At 38.8% G+C, this 20,082-nt stretch carries 19 protein-coding genes; 11 read left to right on the plus strand and 8 right to left on the minus strand.

The window, feature by feature from the left end; genetic code table 11:
• The first annotated feature begins 61 nt into the window (after positions 1–61).
• From typA to ACH8JV_RS07405, 3 genes are all read left to right on the plus strand, one after another.
• Positions 62–1,897 carry a translational GTPase TypA gene (gene typA / locus ACH8JV_RS07395; protein WP_004705742.1) on the plus strand — a complete coding sequence of 612 codons (1,836 nt, stop codon included), beginning with the start codon at positions 62–64 and terminating at the stop codon, positions 1,895–1,897.
• A gap of 258 nt (positions 1,898–2,155) precedes the next feature.
• Positions 2,156–2,587 carry a large conductance mechanosensitive channel protein MscL gene (gene mscL, locus ACH8JV_RS07400; protein ID WP_032055316.1) on the plus strand — a complete coding sequence of 144 codons (432 nt, stop codon included), beginning with the start codon at positions 2,156–2,158 and terminating at the stop codon, positions 2,585–2,587.
• Positions 2,588–2,727: 140 nt separating this feature from the next.
• Positions 2,728–3,078: a gamma-glutamylcyclotransferase family protein gene (locus ACH8JV_RS07405; protein ID WP_304393751.1), complete on the plus strand. Its 351-nt coding sequence runs from the start codon at positions 2,728–2,730 to the stop codon at positions 3,076–3,078.
• A 14-nt stretch (positions 3,079–3,092) separates the two neighbouring features.
• Here the strand turns inward: ACH8JV_RS07405 and ACH8JV_RS07410 are convergent, their stop codons facing one another.
• Together ACH8JV_RS07410 and mutM are read right to left on the minus strand one after the other, a co-directional pair.
• Positions 3,093–3,383, minus strand: coding sequence for a peptidylprolyl isomerase (locus ACH8JV_RS07410; protein ID WP_002051379.1), 291 nt, complete (start codon positions 3,381–3,383; stop codon positions 3,093–3,095).
• Between the two features lie 19 nt (positions 3,384–3,402).
• Positions 3,403–4,227, minus strand: coding sequence for a bifunctional DNA-formamidopyrimidine glycosylase/DNA-(apurinic or apyrimidinic site) lyase (mutM, locus tag ACH8JV_RS07415; RefSeq protein ID WP_396520479.1), 825 nt, complete (start codon positions 4,225–4,227; stop codon positions 3,403–3,405).
• Positions 4,228–4,302: 75 nt separating this feature from the next.
• Here mutM and ACH8JV_RS07420 point away from each other — a divergent pair, with 75 nt between their 5' ends.
• From ACH8JV_RS07420 to ACH8JV_RS07435, 4 genes are all read left to right on the plus strand, one after another.
• Entirely contained in the window at positions 4,303–4,869 is a 567-nt protein-coding gene (locus ACH8JV_RS07420) for a DNA-3-methyladenine glycosylase (RefSeq protein WP_396520481.1), read from the plus strand.
• Between the two features lie 134 nt (positions 4,870–5,003).
• Entirely contained in the window at positions 5,004–7,136 is a 2,133-nt protein-coding gene (locus ACH8JV_RS07425; RefSeq protein ID WP_396520483.1) for a TonB-dependent receptor family protein, read from the plus strand.
• Positions 7,137–7,145: 9 nt separating this feature from the next.
• Positions 7,146–8,255, plus strand: a complete 1,110-nt coding sequence (locus tag ACH8JV_RS07430; RefSeq protein WP_396520485.1) for an NADH:flavin oxidoreductase/NADH oxidase — start codon at positions 7,146–7,148, stop codon at positions 8,253–8,255.
• A 62-nt stretch (positions 8,256–8,317) separates the two neighbouring features.
• Complete coding sequence (locus ACH8JV_RS07435) at positions 8,318–9,241, plus strand: AEC family transporter (RefSeq protein ID WP_396520487.1); 924 nt, start codon at positions 8,318–8,320, stop codon at positions 9,239–9,241.
• Between the two features lie 34 nt (positions 9,242–9,275).
• Here ACH8JV_RS07435 and ACH8JV_RS07440 read toward each other — a convergent pair whose 3' ends face one another.
• From ACH8JV_RS07440 to ACH8JV_RS07450, 3 genes are all read right to left on the minus strand, one after another.
• Positions 9,276–10,100 (minus strand): tetratricopeptide repeat protein, encoded by an 825-nt coding sequence (locus ACH8JV_RS07440; protein ID WP_396520489.1) that lies wholly within the window; start codon positions 10,098–10,100, stop codon positions 9,276–9,278.
• 182 nt (positions 10,101–10,282) lie between these two features.
• Positions 10,283–10,993, minus strand: a complete 711-nt coding sequence (locus ACH8JV_RS07445; protein WP_396520491.1) for a DsbC family protein — start codon at positions 10,991–10,993, stop codon at positions 10,283–10,285.
• 145 nt (positions 10,994–11,138) lie between these two features.
• The gene (locus ACH8JV_RS07450) at positions 11,139–11,861 is read right to left on the minus strand and encodes a folate-binding protein YgfZ (protein WP_304393743.1); all 723 of its coding nucleotides are present in this window, start codon (positions 11,859–11,861) and stop codon (positions 11,139–11,141) included.
• 212 nt (positions 11,862–12,073) lie between these two features.
• Here ACH8JV_RS07450 and ACH8JV_RS07455 point away from each other — a divergent pair, with 212 nt between their 5' ends.
• The 4 genes from ACH8JV_RS07455 to ACH8JV_RS07470 all read left to right on the plus strand — a co-directional run bounded on the left by ACH8JV_RS07455 (position 12,074) and on the right by ACH8JV_RS07470 (position 14,017).
• On the plus strand, positions 12,074–12,526 hold the full coding sequence (locus ACH8JV_RS07455) for an SRPBCC family protein (protein WP_233930533.1): 453 nt from the start codon (positions 12,074–12,076) through the stop codon (positions 12,524–12,526).
• Between the two features lie 145 nt (positions 12,527–12,671).
• On the plus strand, positions 12,672–13,028 hold the full coding sequence (locus ACH8JV_RS07460) for a DUF488 family protein (RefSeq protein WP_263614523.1): 357 nt from the start codon (positions 12,672–12,674) through the stop codon (positions 13,026–13,028).
• Between the two features lie 91 nt (positions 13,029–13,119).
• Positions 13,120–13,464: a zinc ribbon domain-containing protein YjdM gene (locus ACH8JV_RS07465; protein WP_019457546.1), complete on the plus strand. Its 345-nt coding sequence runs from the start codon at positions 13,120–13,122 to the stop codon at positions 13,462–13,464.
• A gap of 211 nt (positions 13,465–13,675) precedes the next feature.
• The gene (locus ACH8JV_RS07470) at positions 13,676–14,017 is read left to right on the plus strand and encodes a YegP family protein (RefSeq protein ID WP_068936816.1); all 342 of its coding nucleotides are present in this window, start codon (positions 13,676–13,678) and stop codon (positions 14,015–14,017) included.
• 56 nt (positions 14,018–14,073) lie between these two features.
• On the opposite strand, the gene ACH8JV_RS07475 is transcribed toward ACH8JV_RS07470, so the two are convergent.
• The 3 genes from ACH8JV_RS07475 to ACH8JV_RS07485 are packed head-to-tail and all read right to left on the minus strand — an operon-like array spanning position 14,074 to position 20,081.
• A complete protein-coding gene (locus ACH8JV_RS07475) occupies positions 14,074–15,789 on the minus strand; it encodes a proline--tRNA ligase (protein ID WP_396520493.1) in 1,716 nt (571 codons plus the stop codon).
• Between the two features lie 59 nt (positions 15,790–15,848).
• A complete protein-coding gene (locus ACH8JV_RS07480) occupies positions 15,849–18,947 on the minus strand; it encodes an efflux RND transporter permease subunit (RefSeq protein WP_396520495.1) in 3,099 nt (1,032 codons plus the stop codon).
• 15 nt (positions 18,948–18,962) lie between these two features.
• Positions 18,963–20,081, minus strand: coding sequence for an efflux RND transporter periplasmic adaptor subunit (locus tag ACH8JV_RS07485; RefSeq protein WP_396520497.1), 1,119 nt, complete (start codon positions 20,079–20,081; stop codon positions 18,963–18,965).
• Position 20,082: the final 1 nt, after the last annotated feature.

Consider the following 20,082-nt stretch of genomic DNA (forward strand, 5'->3'; position numbering starts at 1 on the left):
TACTCAAGAGTAGTGTTTTTCTGTATAATTTGCCCTCAAATTTCAGGCGTTTCTAATTTTCATGTCAGATATCAAAAATCTCCGTAATATCGCAATTATTGCGCACGTCGACCACGGGAAAACCACACTTGTCGATAAACTACTTCAGCAATCAGGTGCTCTCGGTGACCGAGCAGGCGAGATTGAGCGTGTCATGGACTCGAATGCGCTTGAAAGTGAACGTGGTATTACCATCTTAGCTAAAAACACTTCTATTACTTGGTTGGATAAGCGTACTGATACAACTTACCGTATCAACATCGTGGACACCCCGGGACACGCCGACTTCGGTGGTGAAGTAGAACGTGTTATGTCGATGGTTGACTGCGTATTACTTCTTGTTGACTCTCAAGAAGGCCCAATGCCACAAACTCGTTTTGTGACACAAAAAGCCTTTGCTCGTGGTTTAAAACCAATCGTTATTATCAACAAAGTTGATAAACCAAGTGCACGTCCAGACTGGGTAATCGATCAAGTATTTGATTTGTTTGATAACCTTGGCGCAACTGATGAGCAACTTGATTTCCCAATCGTTTATGCATCAGGTTTACGTGGTGTAGCGGGTCCTGCTCCTGAAGAACTTGCAGAAGACATGACTCCGTTGTTCGAAACGATTGTAGACATCGTTGAACCACCAGCAGTTGACGTTGATGGTCCATTCCAAATGCAGATTTCATCACTTGACTATAACAGCTTCGTAGGTGTTATCGGTGTTGGTCGTATTCAACGTGGTTCAGTAAAATTAAACACTCCTGTTACTGTAATTGACAAAGATGGCAATACACGTAATGGTCGTATTTTAAAAATCATGGGTTACCATGGTTTAGAGCGTATTGATGTTGACTCAGCATCTGCTGGTGACATCGTATGTATTACTGGTATTGATGCACTTAACATTTCTGACACGATTTGTGATCCGAAAAATGTTGAAGCATTACCAGCTTTATCTGTAGATGAACCTACAGTATCTATGACTTTCCAAGTAAACAACTCTCCGTTTGCTGGTAAAGAAGGTAAATTCGTAACTTCACGTAATATCCGTGAACGTCTTGATCGCGAATTAATTCATAACGTAGCTTTACGTGTTGAAGATACTGACAGTCCAGACCGTTTCAAAGTATCTGGCCGTGGTGAACTTCATCTTTCAGTTTTAATTGAAAACATGCGTCGTGAAGGTTTTGAAATGGGCGTATCACGTCCACAAGTAATCATCAAAGAAATTGATGGTGAAAGACAAGAGCCTTACGAAAACGTAACGTTTGACGTTGAAGAACAGCATCAAGGTGCTGTAATGGAACAAATGGGTCACCGTAAAGGCGAAATGACTAATATGGAAGTTGACGGTAAAGGCCGTATCCGTATTGAAGCGACTGTTCCTTCACGTGGTCTTATCGGTTTCCGTTCTGAATTCTTGACCATGACTTCTGGTACAGGGATCATGACTTCAAGCTTCTCGCATTATGGCCCTGTTAAACAAGGTACTGTTGCGAAACGTCAAAACGGTGTGTTGATTTCTATGGTTCAAGGTACTTGCTTGGGCTATGCATTGTTCAGCTTGCAAGACCGTGGTCGTTTGTTTGCTAAACCACAGTTAGAAGTTTACGAAGGTATGATCGTGGGTATTAACTCTCGTTCAGACGATATGGTGGTTAACCCAACTAAAGCGAAACAATTAACTAACGTTCGTGCATCTGGTACAGATGATGCTTTAACTTTAGTACCTGCAATTGAATATACGCTTGAACAGGCGCTTGAATTCATTGAAGATGACGAGTTAGTAGAAGTTACTCCAAAATCAATCCGTATCCGTAAGCGTTACTTGACTGAAAACGAACGTAAACGTAATCGTGATAAATAATTTTTCTTAAATGAAAAAGAAAAACCGCTAAATTAATTTTAGCGGTTTTTTATTGAAATCAAACAAAGCTGAAAATAAACTTAAATTCATATTTTTCTTGTAAACAAATATGTTATCAAAGTGTGAAATAGCTTTCTTTTTTTGAAAAAAATATTAAATTATCAATATCATGGCGAGTACTATCTAAATGGATAAGAGGCCATTGAAAAAGAAAAATATGATGTGTTCCTCCCCCCCCCAACATCTGGAGATGTTTAGATGAGTATTATTCAAGAATTTAAAGAATTTGCCATTAAAGGCAATATGATGGATTTAGCCATTGGTGTAATTATTGGTGGTGCTTTTGGCAAAATCGTAGACTCTTTAGTAAAAGATATCATCATGCCGCTTATCACTGTAATTACTGGTGGTGGTGTTGATTTCTCTCAAAAATTTATCGTATTAGGTGCAAACCCTAATAATTTACAATCTTTGGATGCCTTACAAAAAGCAGGAATCAACGTATTGACCTACGGTAACTTCCTAACCATTTTAATTAACTTCCTTATTTTGGCTTGGGTTGTGTTCTTAATGGTGAAATTATTAAACAGACTTCGCCGTGATAAGAATGAGCCAGAAGCTCCAGCTGCAACTCCTGAAGATGTGCAATTGTTGCGTGAAATTCGTGATGAGTTGAAAAAGCAAGCTTAATCAGATTTGAAATAAAAAACGGTACCTAGAGTGCCGTTTTTTATTGATCAATTATTTTTTTTAATTTTAAGTATGGTCCTATATATTGATAAACTTACAATTCGTTTTAACTGGGCATATTGTTAAAGGGGTGAGAATTAATGAATCAGCTATTTGTATATGGCACTTTATGTCCGAATCAAGCTAATGCTCATATTTTAGAACAAATCGATGGTCACTGGACAAAAGCCAGTGTACGAGGCGTAATTCATATTTTAGATTGGGGACCTGATAAAGGCTTAAAAGCACTTGAGTTAGATTCGCAAGCCGATTGGATAGAAGGTTATGTGTTTAGCACAGAAAAACTTGCTGAAAACTGGCAGATGCTAGATGATTTTGAAGGTTTTCAATACCAGCGTGTCATCGCTGATGTGAAACTAGAGTCGGGTGAATATATTAAAGCCTGGACATATCAAATGGATGCACAGGCTCAATCTTCTGAAAAACCATAATTAAATTAATGGAATCAGCGTAAGCTGCCCATTCGGAATTTAACTTCTAAAAGATGATAGCCAAACTGGCTTTTAATAGGGCCTTGCAACACGCGTTCAGCAGCTGTAAAAACGACTTTGTCGATAACAGGTACCAACTGTCCTTTTTTGACTTCGCCAAGTTCACCGCCACGTTTAGCTGAATTGCAAGTGGAATATTGCTTGGCAAGTTTGGCAAAGTCTGCACCACTTTGTAGCTTCTTTTTTAGCTGTTCAGCTAAGTCTTTATCTTTGACTAAAATATGTCGGACAATTGCTGTTTGCATGTTGTCTTCCTCCAAAAAATTAAGGCTTTGTCAGCTTTTTAAGTGGTTGGCACTGTGGGCAAAATACACTGGCACGCTGACCAAGTTTTAAATTTTCTAATGGGGTTTCACAGTTAACACACATTTCTCCAGCACGGCCATAAGCAAGAAGTGTTTGTTGGAAATAACCATTTTCACCCATAGCATTACTGTAGTCACGTAACGTTGAGCCACCTAGATCAATTGCCGACTTTAAAATTCGTTTAATCTCGACAACCAGTTTCTCAATTTGTTGCATGGTTAAATCGCCAGCAGGTTGTGCTGGGTGAATGCCAACATTAAATAAGCTTTCAGTTGCATAAATATTGCCTACACCAACCACTATATGATTATCCATAAGTGCAATTTTTATGCCGACAGATTTATTCTTGAGCTTAGAAGCTAAATATTCTGCATGAAAATCAGTACTTAAAGGTTCTGGTCCCAAAGTATCTATGAGTTTGCTTTGAGTTTCCGGGTTAAGCCAAAGGATGCAACCGAAACGACGAGGGTCATGGTAACGTAATTGCTGATCTTCAAATTGAATAATCAGGTGATCATGTTTTCTTAGTTCATCATTTGGCTCGGTTAGGCGAAAGCTACCTGACATGCCTAAATGCCAGAGCATTTGATCTTGTTCAAACTCTGCCAAAATATATTTTGAACGTCGATTTAACCCAATGAGACGTTGCCCAACGAGTTTTTGAACATCATCGGGGATAGGCCAACGTAAGCCCGGATTACGTACTTCAACACTTAGAACTTTTTGATTCAATAAGGGGAATAGACTGGTTTTAGTGGTTTCGACTTCGGGTAACTCAGGCATGCCAACTCGCAGAATTAACAGATATACTGGATTAATCAAGTATAACGTGTGGTATGTAATATTTCAGAGAATACTATGTCAGATATTTTACCATTAAGCTGGTTTCAACGAGAAACTTCGGAAGTAGCGTATGATTTAATCGGCTGCGTATTGTGTAAGCGACAGCCTGATGGTCAAGTCATCCGTTGCACAATTAGTGAAACAGAAGCTTATTTGGGCGTTCGAGATAAAGCTTGTCATAGTTACAATGATAAACGTACAGCTCGAACAGATGTAATGTATAGCCATGGTGGTACGATTTACGTCTACTTAATTTATGGCATGTATGAAATGCTTAATATTATTACTCAAACAGAAGGTGTGCCTGAAGGAGTGATGATTCGGTCTGTATTTTTAAGTAATGCTTCAACAAAAAAAGAATATAAGCTTTTAGCTGGACCAGGCAAATTGACACGTTATTTAGGCATTGACCGGACCTTAAAGGGGCAGACTTTGGGTGAAGAATCTGGACTATGGATTGAAGCGGCTATTACACAGCCAGAAGTTGTTTTAACGCCACGTATTGGAATTGATTACGCTGAAGAAGCAAAAGACTGGCCTGAACGATATTGCTGGAAAGACCACCCATCTTTGAGTCGATAATTCTAATCTGGAAATCAATTTTTAGATATCGATGAAGAGTGTTCTAGATTTACAACAATGCAGATCGAATTCAATATCCAGACAAGACACCGCTTTTTGTTATGATAACTACAATATAAATAAAGGAAATAAGCATGTCCTTATTACGCTTAGACCGACTTCATTACTGTATTTTGATGAGTATGGGTTGCATTTCGAGTCCACTCGTTTGGGCAGAAGACTTAACCCAAGACGTTGCCAAATTGCCTACTTTACATGTGGAAGCATCGCGTACCGATACTACTTACTTACAAACACCTGCTTCGGTTTTTCGAATAGATGCACCTCAAGCTGATAGTTATTCACAAGTGAATTTGACTGAAGTTGTGAAGGGGATACCGAGTTTACAGATACGTAATCGTGAAAATTATGCGCAGGATTTACAGCTCTCTATGCGTGGTTTTGGTGCACGTTCTACTTTTGGTGTCCGAGGCATTCGCCTTTATGTGGATGGTATTCCCGCTACTATGCCAGATGGACAAGGCCAAACGTCTAATATTGATTTAAGTAGTCTCGACCATGTCGAAGTTCTAGCGGGACCTTTTTCTTCACTTTATGGAAACTCATCGGGTGGGACAATTTTAACTTCTACTAAAGAAGGTCAAGGAAAAGACTCAATTGAGCTCAGTTATTCGGGAGGGAGTCATGATAAAAGCCGAGCTGGGTTAGTGCTACAAGGTGGAGCAAAGGGTGCGAATGAACCAAGTTATGTTATTAGTTCATCCTACTTCGATACTGATGGTTACCGAGAACATAGTGGTGCAGAAAAAGTATTAAATAATGCAAAGCTCAGTTGGAATCTTGATGATGGTAGTAAAATCAACTGGGTGACTAACTATGTCAAAATTAATGCAGACGATCCGCAAGGCTTAACGCATGACCAGTGGAAAGCGAACCCAAAGCAACAAGTGCCTTTTTTAAAGCAATTTAATGTCCGTAAAGACATTGAGCAAACCCAAACAGGGGTGACTTGGTCTAAGCCAATTAATGATAAAAATGAACTCTATGCCATGGCATATTTAGGTAATCGACAAGTCACTCAGTATCAATCTATACCTAAATCGACACAAGATGCCAGTATTAATCATGTCGGTGGCGTGATTGATTTCGAACGTAATTATTATGGTGCTGATTTCCGTTGGACAGGTAAAGAACTACTTCCAAATACCACTGTAAGCCTCGGTGTTGCACTTGATGCGATGGATGAAGATCGTAAAGGGTATGAAAATTTTAACTTGGTAAACGGCCAACCTTCTTACGGTGTTAAAGGTAAATTACGTCGTGATGAAGATAATAGTTTGTGGAATATTGATCCATATTTACAAGCTTCATGGCAGTTCTTACCAACATGGCGTTTAGACACAGGTATTCGCTACAGCAATGTGCATTACAAATCTAAAGATAACTATTTAAGTAATGGCGATGATAGTGGTAAGACCGATTACGATAAAGTTTTACCTTCTGCTGCTTTAAGCTGGCAAATTCTACCTGAGCTCATGGCATATGTAAGTTATGCCAAAGGTTTTGAAACACCAACCTTTACTGAAATGGCATATCAAACTGATACGACAAAGCCAGGTTTTAATTTTGACTTAAAACCATCGACCAGTGATACCTATGAGGCTGGCTTAAAATCACAAAACCAATTAGGTGATTTTACTTTGGCAGTTTTTCAAACTAAAACCAAAAATGACATTGTTTCAGCAGGAAGCTCAAACGGACGTTCAACCTTCCGTAACGCAGATAAAACTTTGCGTGAAGGAGTAGAGTTCGCATGGAACAAAAAGTTGTGGAGAGATTTAACAGCAACTGCAAGCTATGCCTATTTAGATGCAACTTTTGATGCTGATATTCCAGCTTTGGGAAATATTGCTCAAATTCCATCAGGAAATGCGATTCCGGGTATTGCTAAAAATCAGGCTTTTGTCTCTTTAGCTTGGCAACCGAGCCACGGCATATATGGTGGTGTAGATGTACAGTATATGGACAAAGTATACGTGAATGATACCAACAGTGACGCAGCGCCGAGCTACAGTGTAACTTCAGCAAATATTGGTTATGCATGGGATCTTGGCGACTGGAAAGTCAAAAGCTTTGCTCGTGTAGATAACTTGTTTGATAAAAATTATGCAGGTTCAGTGATTGTGAATGACGGTAATGACCGTTACTTTGAACCCGCTGATGGGCGTAACTGGAGCGCAGGTTTACGTGTAATTAAACAATTCTAGGAATTTAAAATGGCAAAATTATTTGAAACGGTTAATTTTGATTCGCTACAACTGGTCAATAGAATTGTAATTGCCCCAATGTGCCAATATTCGGCAACGGATGAAGGCGAAATTACTTATTGGCATGAGCAGCAATGGGCAAATTATGCTTTGTCTGGGGCTGGTCTATGTATTGTGGAAGCTACTGCTGTACAAGCGGAAGGTCGAATTAGTTATGCGGATCTTGGACTTTGGAATGATCAGCAACGTGACCAGATCAAAACTTTATTAGGGAAAGTTAAAACACTTTCTCCTATGCCATTTGGAATTCAGTTAGCGCATGCTGGACGTAAAGCATCGACTGAAAAGCCGTGGTTGGGTAAAGGCCAAATTGCAAAAAATCAGCCACATGGCTGGCAAACAGTTGCTCCAAGTACAAGTACTTTTTCAGTTCACGATGCTGCGCCAGATGCATTAACAATCGATGAAATTAAACAAGTTCAACAAGACTTCGCCGCTGCGGCAAAACGTGCAGTTGAAGCTGGCTTTGAGCTAATTGAAGTACATGCAGCACATGGTTACTTGTTGCATCAATTTTTATCGCCAATTGCCAACCAAAGAACGGATGAATATGGCGGTTCTTTAGAAAACCGTATGCGTATGACGTTAGAGGTATTTCAGGCGATTAAACTCGCGGTTCCTGAAGGCTATCCAGTAGGAGTACGTCTATCTGCAACTGACTGGATGGATGGTAACGAACAGTGGGATATTGAATCTACGGTTGGTTTATCAAAAGCTTTAGAGCAGCTAGGCGCGGCCTATATTCATGTGTCTAGCGGTGGTTTACATGAACATCAAAATATTACCATTGGAGCGGGCTACCAAGTTCCATTTGCAGAACAGGTTAAGAAGCATGTGTCTATTCCTGTGATTGCAGTAGGACTGATTACCGAGCCAGAACATGCTGAACAAATTTTAGAAAATCAGCAAGCGGATGCAATAGGCCTTGCTCGTGCTATGTTATATGACCCGCGTTGGCCGTGGCATGCAGCCGCTACACTGGGAGCAAAAGTTAAAATTGCCCCTCAGTACTTGCGTTGTCAGCCACATGGCTTAAAACAGCTTTTTGATTCTTTTTAGTTTATCAGCGGGCAAATTCAGATTTGCCCGTTTTTATTTTGAGATGAGTGAGGGAACATTCTGTGGTTTTTCAGGTAATTTTACCAATTTTACTTTTGTTGTTGATGGGGTACTGTAGTGTCCTTATTAAATTGGTAACACCTGAGCAGATTAAGGCCCTGAGCGCATTTGTTATTAAAATTGCTCTTCCTGCATTTTTAATTCAGTCTTTAGCCAATAAAAATTTACAAGAGATTTGGCACCCCGCTTATTTTATTGCTTATGGTGGCGGCTCTTTAATCTTGTTTACTCTGGCTTTTATCATTTATCGAAAGTTTTTTAAAAATAGCCTAACCCATAGCGCCGTCATTTCTATGGGGGCTTCTATGTCGAATACAGGCTTTATGGGTACGGCTATTTTGACTATGCTCATGGGTAGCCATGCTGCGATCTATATATCTTTAACTTTAATTATTGAAAACTTATTAATTGTGGCTTTAATGCTCATTTTGGCTGAAGCTGGTTTGCATCAACAACAGCAATTTTTACCACTTCTTAAAAAGACTTTTATTAACTTACTTAAAAACCCTGTAATTATTGCAATTTTGGTTGGCATGAGCTGTATTTTACTCGGTATTCATATACCTTCAAAACTTGCTCAAGCCTTAGAATTGTTAGGAAAGACAGCCTCGCCATTAGCATTATTTGCCATTGGAGGAAGTTTAGTTGGGATTGGTATTACCGCAGTAAATTTACAAAGTATATTGCTGGCCATGTTTAAAGTTGTTTTCATGCCAACTGTAATATTTTCACTTTTTTTAGTGACTCCAAATGTGAGCCGAGAAATGCTTTATGCCGGAACATTAATTGCGGCGCTGCCGATGCCAATTGCTTTTGGTATTTTTGGGCAAGCATACGGTTTAAATGAAAGGGCTTTAACACCTTTGATGATAAGCACCATTATTGGTTTTATTGGCGTAAGTGGGCTTATCGCTTTGTGGTGGTAAAAGAAAAGCCCCATGCGGGGCTATTGTTTCTTTACTATTTTTTAGATGCTGGCTGTGTAGGGGTAGCTGCAGCTTGCTTATTCTTCTCAGCAATAATCTTTTCGACTGAAGCTAAAGATTCTCTAGCGTTAGGAACATTTTGGTTAGCAAGTTCAGTAAAAATCTGTTTTGCTTGAGGCAAGTTTTGAGGAATGATATTTCCATTTGCCATCATGGTCGCTAAAGCCATAGATGCTGGCGCATAACCTTTTTGGGCGATCGCTTGTAATGCTTCAATGCCTTGGCGTTTCATGAGAGGGTTTTTATTTTCAACCCCTTGGCTAATATCATAAAGTGCTTTGACCTGAATAGCAGGGTAGTTTCCTTTTCTAATCAAAGGCGCTAGCTTTTGTAAAGCAATTTGATGAGATTGAGGCTTTTTCTGAGCAAATAAAATGGTTGCAATTTTTACCGTTGCATCATCAGAGCCTTGAGCTGATGCTTTTTGTACATATTGGCTAAATTTATTACTGTCTTTTGCAACGCCTAATTCACCAGTTTCATAAATTTGCGCAAGTCTATAACTGGCCTGAGCATAGCCCTTATTCGAGGCATCCTCATAATATTTCAGAGCTTTAGCGTTATCTTTTGCCGTACCTTGTCCCATTTGCGTCATATAGCCTAAGTTATAGATCGCTTGAGCATTTCCTGTCTGTGCAAGGCGCTGGATTTCTTGAAAGGCAGCGGGATAATTTTTTGCTGCATACAGTTGTTCTGCCTGTTTAAAGACATCATTTTTTGCCGCAGATGCTGTACTGTCTGCCGCAAAAATGGACGAACTTGAAATGGCGATTAGGCTGGCGATGAGTAATTTTTTCATTTCTTTTTAACCTTTTACTTCGTAGCTACATCATTCCGTCGATGTATTGAATCAACTCAACTTCTCATCATAAATAGTGGTGGATGAAAGTAAACAGCCGATTTGTATATAAAACGATGTCTATAAAGCAAACTGTGGAGAAAAATGATATGCCACTCTGGCTAAGAGAGTGGCATATAGACTTATTTTACTGACTTAAGTAATGCTTCAATTTGTTTTGCATCACTTGGTACACCTGAGATTCTTTGTCCATCTTGCAAGAACAATGTTGGTGTTCCATCGATATTTAATTTTTGACCTAAAGCAATATTCTTTTGAATTGGGCTTGGGCAACTTTTGCTATTAGTCGGCAATTTGCGGTTAAGCATATAATTGGTCCAAGCTTCAGACGGGTTCTTTGAACACCAGATTTGGTTTGAAACTTTTTCAGCATTTGGGTGCAAACTGGTCAGTGGGTATAAGAATACATATACCGTTACGTTATCTACCCCAACCATGTTTTGTTCTAGACGTTGGCAGTAAGGGCAATCAGGATCACTGAAAATATAAAGAGTACGTTCCCCTTTACCTTTTACATATTTAATCGCCTGATTTAGTGGTAGGCTTTTAACATCAATTTTACCCAATTCGGCAATTCGTTCTTCTGTCATATTTTTTTGTTGTTTGATATCAACTAAATTGCCTACAAAGAAGTATTTAGCATCTTGATTGGTATAAACAATACGACCGCTTGTATACACTTCATAAATACCTTGCACAGGTGATTGATAAACACCCTTTACAGGTAAATCTGGATAATTTGTCTTCAGATTTTGTTCAAGTGTTTTTACATCAGCATGAGCAGAACCGAAAAAAGCCAAACTTAACATGAGTGTGGCAAGTTTAGTTTTCATATTTTTTCTCTTAGATTTCAACCTCGATTATGATGGCATAGAAAAATTAAAAAATTGATGCCCTAATTAAATGAATTTATTAGAATTTTGTATCTATAAAAAAGCCCGTAGGGGTATCCACGGGCTTTTTATTTGCTAAATATAATTATTGTGGTCTAGCAACATCACCACTTAAAGCTTCTGGCAAATCGAGAACTTGAAGACCAAGTTCTGCTAGAGCAGCAGGTTTCGCAACAACCAATGCAATATATCCGTCAGTGGTTTGTGTACTATTTACCACTTCAATATCATTATTTAATTGAGTTGCTGGAGCCGGTGCTTCACCTGTGCCTTGAATTAAATGTAACCAGTGTTTTGGTTTTGCTTTAAACCAAAGACGCGCCACAATTTCCTGACCTAAATAACAGCCTTTATCGTAATTGACGCCTTCACGTTGATGTAAACGTAATTCTTGTGGTTGGAACTCATGTTCAGTTGCTTGAGCAATCCATGCTTGTCCCGTCATGATGGCTTGTTTTTGCCATTCGGAAACATCAGTTTCTGTAGAACTGAACTCAGTGTGTCCATTTACAACTTTTGGAAACACAGTGCCTTGTTCACTTAAGGTCATTTTTGAAAATGCACCATATTTTTTAATATGCTTAGCGAACTCTTCAGCTTGATCTTGAGTAACAACAATCTCAAAACTTTCAGCGTTAATCTTTTTTAGCCATAGGCCAAAGTGAATACGACCTTTAAGATCACAAATGGCTGTATAGCGTGTTTCATTTTCAGCTAAACGCTCAGTATCGACAGTCACTTGGCCTTGTAAAAACTTCTGTGCATCTACACCGTTTAATGCATATGAGGAGAAAGCGAGCAGACTCATAATTAATCTCAAATTCAATATGTTTCTTTATGATTGCTGACTATTTTGCTCCATTTTTATCAAAAAATCAGCCTTAGTTTTCGTAATTTAGTTTTGTCAGAAACTGATGGTATAAATGGAAAAACACCAAAAATATACGTTAAAAGAAATTCTACGGTTTAAGCTATTAAGCACAATTTTTATAACCTAAATGGACTTAAAACAAGGAGAATATAATGGCAACAGGTACAGTAAAATTACATCGTGTATTTAAAGCACCCGCTGAACGGGTTTATCGTGCTTTTCTCGACCCAGATGCTTTAGTGAAGTGGATGGCACCCCACGGTTTTACTGCGAAAATTCATAGTTTTGATTCAAATGTAGGTGGCTCATACAAAATGAGCTTTACCAACTTTTCGACAGGATCAACACATTCATTTGGAGGAACTTATGTCGAACTCATTCCAAATGAATTAATTCGTTATAACGACCAATTTGATGATTCAAATTTACCTGGCACTATGCAGGTGACTATTACATTAAAAAGTGTATTAGTAGGTACAGAGGTGCATATTACCCAAGAAGGAATACCGGAAGTTATTCCTGTAGAGGCGTGTTATTTAGGATGGCAGGAGTCTTTGTCGTTATTAACACTGTTAGTAGAAGCCGAGATCCCAGATCAGTAATCGCCTTTTTAAATTTGGGCATCCTAAAGAAAAAAGTGAGTAGAGAACTACTCACTTTTTCTTTTTTAATTACGCTTAAAAGAGAACAAAATATTAAATGTGTTGATGAGGCCTAAACAATGAGGCTGTCTAGTGAGAAAAAGAGATGGAAATACACATTAAAAGAATTTATGAACATGTAAGTGCCAATGATGGAAAACGAATATTAGTTGATCGGCTATGGAGTCGAGGGATAAGTAAAGAAAATGCCCATTTAGATTTATGGTTAAAAGAAATAGCCCCCTCAACTGAACTGCGTAAGTGGTTTCATGCAGAGTCCTTAGAGCATTGGAGTGAGTTCAAACAGCGCTATTTAAAAGAACTAGAAACAAACCCAGCAGTTAAAGAGTTACAAGACATTGTGTCTAAGCATAGAGTCACTCTTTTATATTCGGCAAAAGATGTGGAGCATAACCATGCGATTATTTTAAGAGACTATTTATTAGAGAAAGAGAAGAAATGAATATATAAATTTTTTTTTGGTAAAAGTCTTTTATTTAAAACTTTAAAAAATGAGTCATATCTCGCATAATATACTTTTTGAGATTTTTTTTATGTCTTTACCAAATTGCCCAAAATGCCAATCAGAATATACCTATCAAGACGGCGACTTATTAATTTGCCCTGAATGCTCACATGAGTGGAAGGAAGGGGAAGCTTCAATTGCTGATGAGCAAGAAGTGATTAAAGATGCAAATGGTAATGTCTTGGCAGATGGCGATAGTGTCACTGTGATTAAAGACTTAAAAATTAAAGGTTCATCTTCGGTTGTTAAAGTGGGAACAAAAGTAAAAACAATTCGTTTAGTTCCAGATGCAAGTGATGGCCATAATATTGATTGCAAAATTGATGGTATTGGTCAGATGAAATTAAAATCTGAATTTGTAAAAAAAGCTTAATTTGTTAATTTTAATTACATTTCGGTAGAGGTGCCTATGAGACCTCTACCTTTTTTAACTTTCAACATCCTTATAATTTTATTACGATAATGTATAAAAAGTAGACTACCCAAAGTTACACAGCTCATTTATATTGTCATCAATAACAAATAACTTTCGTCCAGAATAATAACGAAAGTCATACCCACACCAACAAAAAAACGAGGTTCTTATGGCAGGATGGTACGAGATTTCACAAGCGAGTGATGGACAATATCGCTTTGTACTCAAGGCTGGTAATGGCGAAATTATTTTAAATAGTGAGCTATATAAAGCGAAAGCATCAGCAGTCAATGGTATTGAGTCAGTTCAAAAAAATAGTGGTGACGATGGGCGATATGATCGTTTAACTGCAAAAAATGGGAAACCTTACTTCAATTTAAAAGCTGCAAATCATCAAATTATTGGTACGAGTCAGTTCTATGCCAGTGAAGCATCACGTGATAAAGGAATTGAATCGGTGAAAACCAATGGATCTTCGGCAACCATTAAAGACTTGACGGTTGAGGCGTAAAAATTAAATGTAAAAAAAGCAGCTTCTAAAAGCTGCTTTTTTTATTTATATATTTATTAACGTGCTAATTTAGCTAAAAGTTCTTCTTTAGTTAAATTGCTCGCTTCAGCATCGCGGCGACCTTTATATTCAAACGTACCAGCATCAAGACCTTTTTCACCAATCACGATACGGTGTGGAATACCCATTAACTCAAGGTCAGAGAATTTAACGCCTGGACGTTCGTTACGATCATCAAGTAATACATCAAAACCTTGAGCTTGAAGTTCTGCATAAAGTGCTTCAGCTGCTTCAAGCGTACGAGGTGATTTGTGTGCATTCATTGGAACAATTGCGATTTCAAAAGGTGCAATCGCTTGTGGCCAAATAATACCTTTGTCATCGTAGTTTTGTTCAATTGCAGCTGCAACTACACGTGTTACACCAATACCATAACAACCCATTGTTACAGTAAATGGTTTGCCATCTTCACCTAAAACTTTACAGCCTAAAGCTTCAGAGTACTTAGTACCAAGCTGGAAAATATGACCAACTTCAATACCGCGTTTAATTTGTAGTGAACCTTTACCATCTGGAGATGGGTCGCCTTCAACCACATTACGCAAATCAAAGACTTCAGTAATTTGGGCATCACGTTCCCAGTTTACGCCGACAGCGTGTTTGTCAGCTTCATTTGCACCAGCAACAAAGTCAGAAAGAACAGAAGCAGCACGGTCAACAATTACAGTGATACCTTTTTCAACTAAACCTTGTGGACCTGTAAAGCCAGCCGTTAAACCAAATGCTTGAAGTTGCTCTTCAGTTGCAAACGTAAGAGGAGCGGCAACTAAAGGATGTTTCTCAGCTTTAATTTCATTGAGTTCGTGATCGCCACGTAAGAATAGGGCAACGACAGGTACATTACCTTTTTCGTCTGCAATACCTTGAACCAATAACGCTTTTACTGATTGTTTAGGATCAGCATTTAAGAATTGGCAAACATCATCAATTGTTTTTTGGTTTGGTGTTTCAACCAACTTAAATTCTTGTGCAGGTGCTGCGCGTTCACCTACTAAAACAGCCTCAGCCATTTCAACGTTTGCTGCATAATCAGATTCAGTTGAAAATGCGATGTCATCTTCACCACTTGAAGCCAATACATGGAATTCATGTGAAGCTGAACCACCAATCGAGCCAGTATCCGCTTGTACTGGGCGGAAATCTAAACCTAAGCGAGTAAAAATACGGCTATAAGTGTCGTACATTACATCATAAGTTTCTTGTAATGATTCTTGAGTTGCATGGAAAGAATAAGCATCTTTCATAATGAACTCGCGTGAACGCATTACACCAAAACGTGGGCGAATTTCATCACGGAATTTAGTTTGAATTTGATAGAAATTTACAGGAAGCTGTTTATAACTTTTTAGCTCGTTACGTGCTAAATCGGTAATTACTTCTTCATGTGTAGGACCAAGCACAAACGGGTTGTCGTGACGATCTTTGAAGCGTAATAACTCAGGGCCGTATTGTTCATAGCGACCTGATTCTTCCCACAAGCTTGCAGGTTGAGTCACGGGCATGAACACTTCCATAGCACCTGAACGATTCATTTCTTCACGAACAATCGCATCAACTTTTTTAAGCACACGTGTTCCCATCGGCAGCCATGTATATAAACCAGATGCCAATTTACGAATCATCCCCGCACGTAACATGAGCTGATGTGAAATCACTTCAGCATCGTTTGGGGTTTCTCTCAACGTTGCAAATAAAAAGCGGCTTGCGCGCATGGAAAAAGTCCTAAAAAGTTAAGCGTTATAAAAACGCAGATTATACGATAGTTGCTGCATTATGACATGAATCGTCGAGTTTGACGCAGCATAAAGTTTTTCAAGTCATCCAGATAAGTGAAAATGACGGGTACTACTACAAGAGTCAACAGGGTAGAGGTTATTACGCCACCAATAACAGCATGGGCCATTGGCGCACTTTGTTCTCCGCCTTCACCCAAACCTAAAGCTAATGGAACCATGCCCATGACCATCGCACTTGTGGTCATTAAGATTGGGCGTAAACGGGTTTTACCTGCTTGTAAAATAGCATCATAACGACTTTCCCCATGTTCCATGGACTTTTTAATAAAGTCGATAAGTAAAATCGCGTTTTTGGTTACCAGCCCCATGAGCATAATGATGCCAATAATTGAAAATAGATTTAGGGTACTTCTAAACAAGAAGAGGGCAAGAAATACCCCAATCAGTGACAAGGGTAAAGATGCCATAATCGCAGCTGGGTGAATAAAACTATTAAACTGAGAACCCAACACAATATAAATAAACACAATGGAAAGCGTAATAGCAGTTAATGCATACCCTGCAGACTCAGCCATGTCGGCATTGGCACCTTGAGTATTGAAGGTATAACCAGCAGGCAACTTAAATGCTTTTTGCATTTTATCAATGTCTTTGCCGATATCCCCACTTGGGCGTCCCGACGTATTGGCTTGAATGAGTACTTCGCGTTCAAGATCACGTCGGTTAATTTGTGATGCACCGAGTTTTTCCTCAGTTGTTGCTACTGCACTCAATGGAACTAATATTGGTTGTCCATTTGCACCAGTTTTATTTGAGTTGAGATATAGGTTTTGCACGTCCTGAGGAAGCATGCGTTTGTTTTCATTTAATCGAATATTAACGTCATAGGTTTCGCCGTCACGATCTTCCCATGTTGTAACATTGTCGCCCGCGATTAATGGACGAATTGCATTGGCAACTTGAGAAACAGACAAGCCTAAGTCACTTGCCAGCACCCGGTTAATATGAACCCCTAAAGTGGGTTTTGGTTCTTTTAATGAGCTTTCTAAATCGACTACACCTTTAATTTTGCCCATTTCAGTCATAAATCGATTTGAAATTTTTTGAAGTTCATTCAGATCAGTCCCTTTAATCGAAATCATGATTGGCTTTTGACCACCAGAAACTGAATCTTGAGCAGCAGCAACGGAGGTAACATGAATACCTGCTACTGTTTGCAAACGATCACGGAACTGATTGTTGAGTGTTGTTAAGTCTGAACTACGTTCTTGTTTTGGTTTTAAAGTTACCCCTAAACCAGCATGGTTTTTACCAGCGTCTATTGTGCTATTTACAACCCCGTAGGTAGAAACAACATCGGGGAATTGCCTAATAATTTGGTCGACTTGATGTAGTTTGGCTTGGGTATATTCTAAAGAAGCATCGACAGGAGTCTCGAACTGAATACGAATTTCGCCTTTATCTGGGACGGGTACAAATTCAGTTCCAATCAATTTAGATAAACCTAAGGCAGCGACGAGTGAAGCAATCGCAACAATGACCGTGATAAAACGAAAGCGTAGGGCAAGCTTCAACAGCTTTTCATAAATATGGGTAAGGCCATCTAATAATTTAGAAATATGATTAAAGAAACGTTGTAGTCGGCTTTCTTTTTTCTTTACTGGGTCTTTCCAATGTGCTGAAAGCATTGGGTCGAGTGTAAAACTGATAAACATAGAAATGAGAACAGCTGTACTTACAGTTACCCCAAACTGGTAGAAGAAACGGCCAATTAACCCGCCCATAAAAGCAACAGGTAAAAATACCGCCACAATGGTAAGCGTGGTTGCGAGTACTGCTAATCCAATTTCTTTGGTGCCTTCTAAAGCTGCGGTGACATGGTCTTTGCCGAGTTCTGTATGCCTAACAATGTTTTCTCGAACTACAATTGCGTCATCAATTAACAGACCGATACTCAGTGACAGGGCTAACAGCGTCATCATGTTAATACTAAAACCAAAAGCCCAAATAAACGTTAATGTTCCAAGCAGGGTAATGGGTAAAGTTAAACCTGTAATGACGGTAGAACGGAAAGAACCTAAAAAGAGTAATACAATTAAAACTGCTAAGCCTGCCCCTTCAAGAATGGTACGAACTACATCTTTAATTGAAGCGCGAATCCCTTTGGAGCTGTCTGCCACGACTTTATAATTTAATCCCGCAGGCATTTGAGCTTTTAGCTTCTCTAAAGTTTGGTAAGTTTTATCGACGACTTGAATTACATTGGCATCGGAACTTTTCAAAATATCGATAGAGACGGCTGTTCTTCCATTATAAAAAGCACTGGATTGTAGTTCGGCTTGAGTATCTTCAACAGTTGCCACTTGTTTTAGAAAAATAGGGGAGCCATTTTTATTGGCAATGACCAAATCACCAAAGCCAAAAGGATGAATAACTTTTGATTGAATCTGTACCACGAGTTCAGAATTTTTTTGCTGTAAGGTTCCCGCAGGAACTTCTATGTTTTCATTTTTTAGCGTGTTAATAACCTGATCAATGCCAATACCGTAGCTTTGCAATTGTTCAGGATGAACTTTAATCCGAATTTGACGTTTAGCGTCACCTAGTAAGTTGACATTACCTACACCAGAAACGGTTTTAAGCTGAGGTACAATTTTTTTATCTACATATGAACTTAATTGAGCCAAACTCATCGTATTCGATTCAAATACCACCGACATAATTGGGCTAGATGAAGGATCGTAGCGTTGCACAATCGGCGAATCAATTTCATCACGAAATTGAGCGATAACTGGAGCAATTTTGTCGCGGACATCTTGGGCAGCAATGGCGGAAGAGGTATCAAGATTAAATTCGGCAATCACCATCGAAGACCCTTCACTTGAACGTGAAGTAATTTGTTTAATGCCCGAAATCGTATTGATTTGGTCTTCGAGTTTTTTGGTAATATCAGACTCAACTGCTTCAGGTGAAGCACCAGCATATTGCGTAGTGACCACTACAAATGGGAAATCTACATTAGGAAACTCTTCAACCATCATGCGTTTCCAAGAGGCTAACCCGAGTACCATTAAGCACAGCATCATCATAATGGTAAAAACGGGATACTTCACACTGATTCGGGTAAACCACATAAGCTATTTGCTACCTTATTTATTTTTTTCGGCTGTAAGCGTCACTTTTTTATTGATATCAGAATCTTCAAACTGAATACGACTTACTTGATCTGTACTTTGTAAACCTTGTACCAAAGCAATGTTTTCATTGTAACGTTGCTCAATTACCCGAATCTTGACCTTTTGAATAGTCTGATTGCGTATTACCCATACGAAAGGATCTTGTTGCAGGTTTTGAATACTATCTAAAGGAATGGTTTGTCCTTGATTGCGATCACTTTGCAAAATAATGCCATTAATGAATGCACCGATACTTAATGAATCAATCGCTTCTTTAGGAGCCGCAAAGAATTCAATTTGACGACTATCTTGGTCTGCTACAGGTGAGACTCGAGTCAGTATGGCGTGTAATTGTTTTGAATTACCCTGAATCTGATATTGAATAGAACTACCGACTTTTAGTGCAGATTGTTGCTCAATAGGCAACTTTGCCTGTATTTCTAATTGATCAGGATTAACGATTTCAAATAGTGTTTGCCCAACCGATACAGTTTGTCCCGGTTCAACTTGTCGTTTAGTAATAACACCTGAAATAGGACTCGTAATAATGCCATCTCGGTCAGCTTTTTTTGCAATATCAACATTGGCTTGTTGAGCTCTAACACTTTCAAGTTGACCCTTATAATCTACTTGACTCTGTTCAAAATCTACACGGGCAATAAAGCCTTGATTGAGTAACCTTTGTTTTCGATTCATTAAATTACGTGCGAGCTCTGCTTGTGCCTGAGCAGAAGCAAGATTGGCTTCAGCTTGAGCTAAACGTGCAGCATTGTCTTGATTATTCAACCTGACTAGAACTTGGCCTTTTTGTACTTTTTGACCTACATTTGCATTAACGGATGTTGCTGTCGCACTGACTTGAGCTTGAATAGAACTTTGCTGTACTGCACGAATAGTTCCTGTAAAAGCAGTTTGAGCAGCAAGCGAACCTTGTTTTACAGAAATTAAATCTTGAGGAATGAGTTCAATTTTTTTAGGTTCAGATGCTGTTGTTTTTGGTGCTTCTTGCTGATGACATGCAGCCAAAATCAAACTCAGGCTGATCAAGCTTAATTTAAAAAAAGTAGAAGGGGTGAGATGCGTTGTGCGCATA

Source organism: Acinetobacter sp. ABJ_C5_2 (genome assembly GCF_044538485.1).
Taxonomy (GTDB): Bacteria; Pseudomonadota; Gammaproteobacteria; order Pseudomonadales; family Moraxellaceae; genus Acinetobacter; species Acinetobacter nosocomialis_A.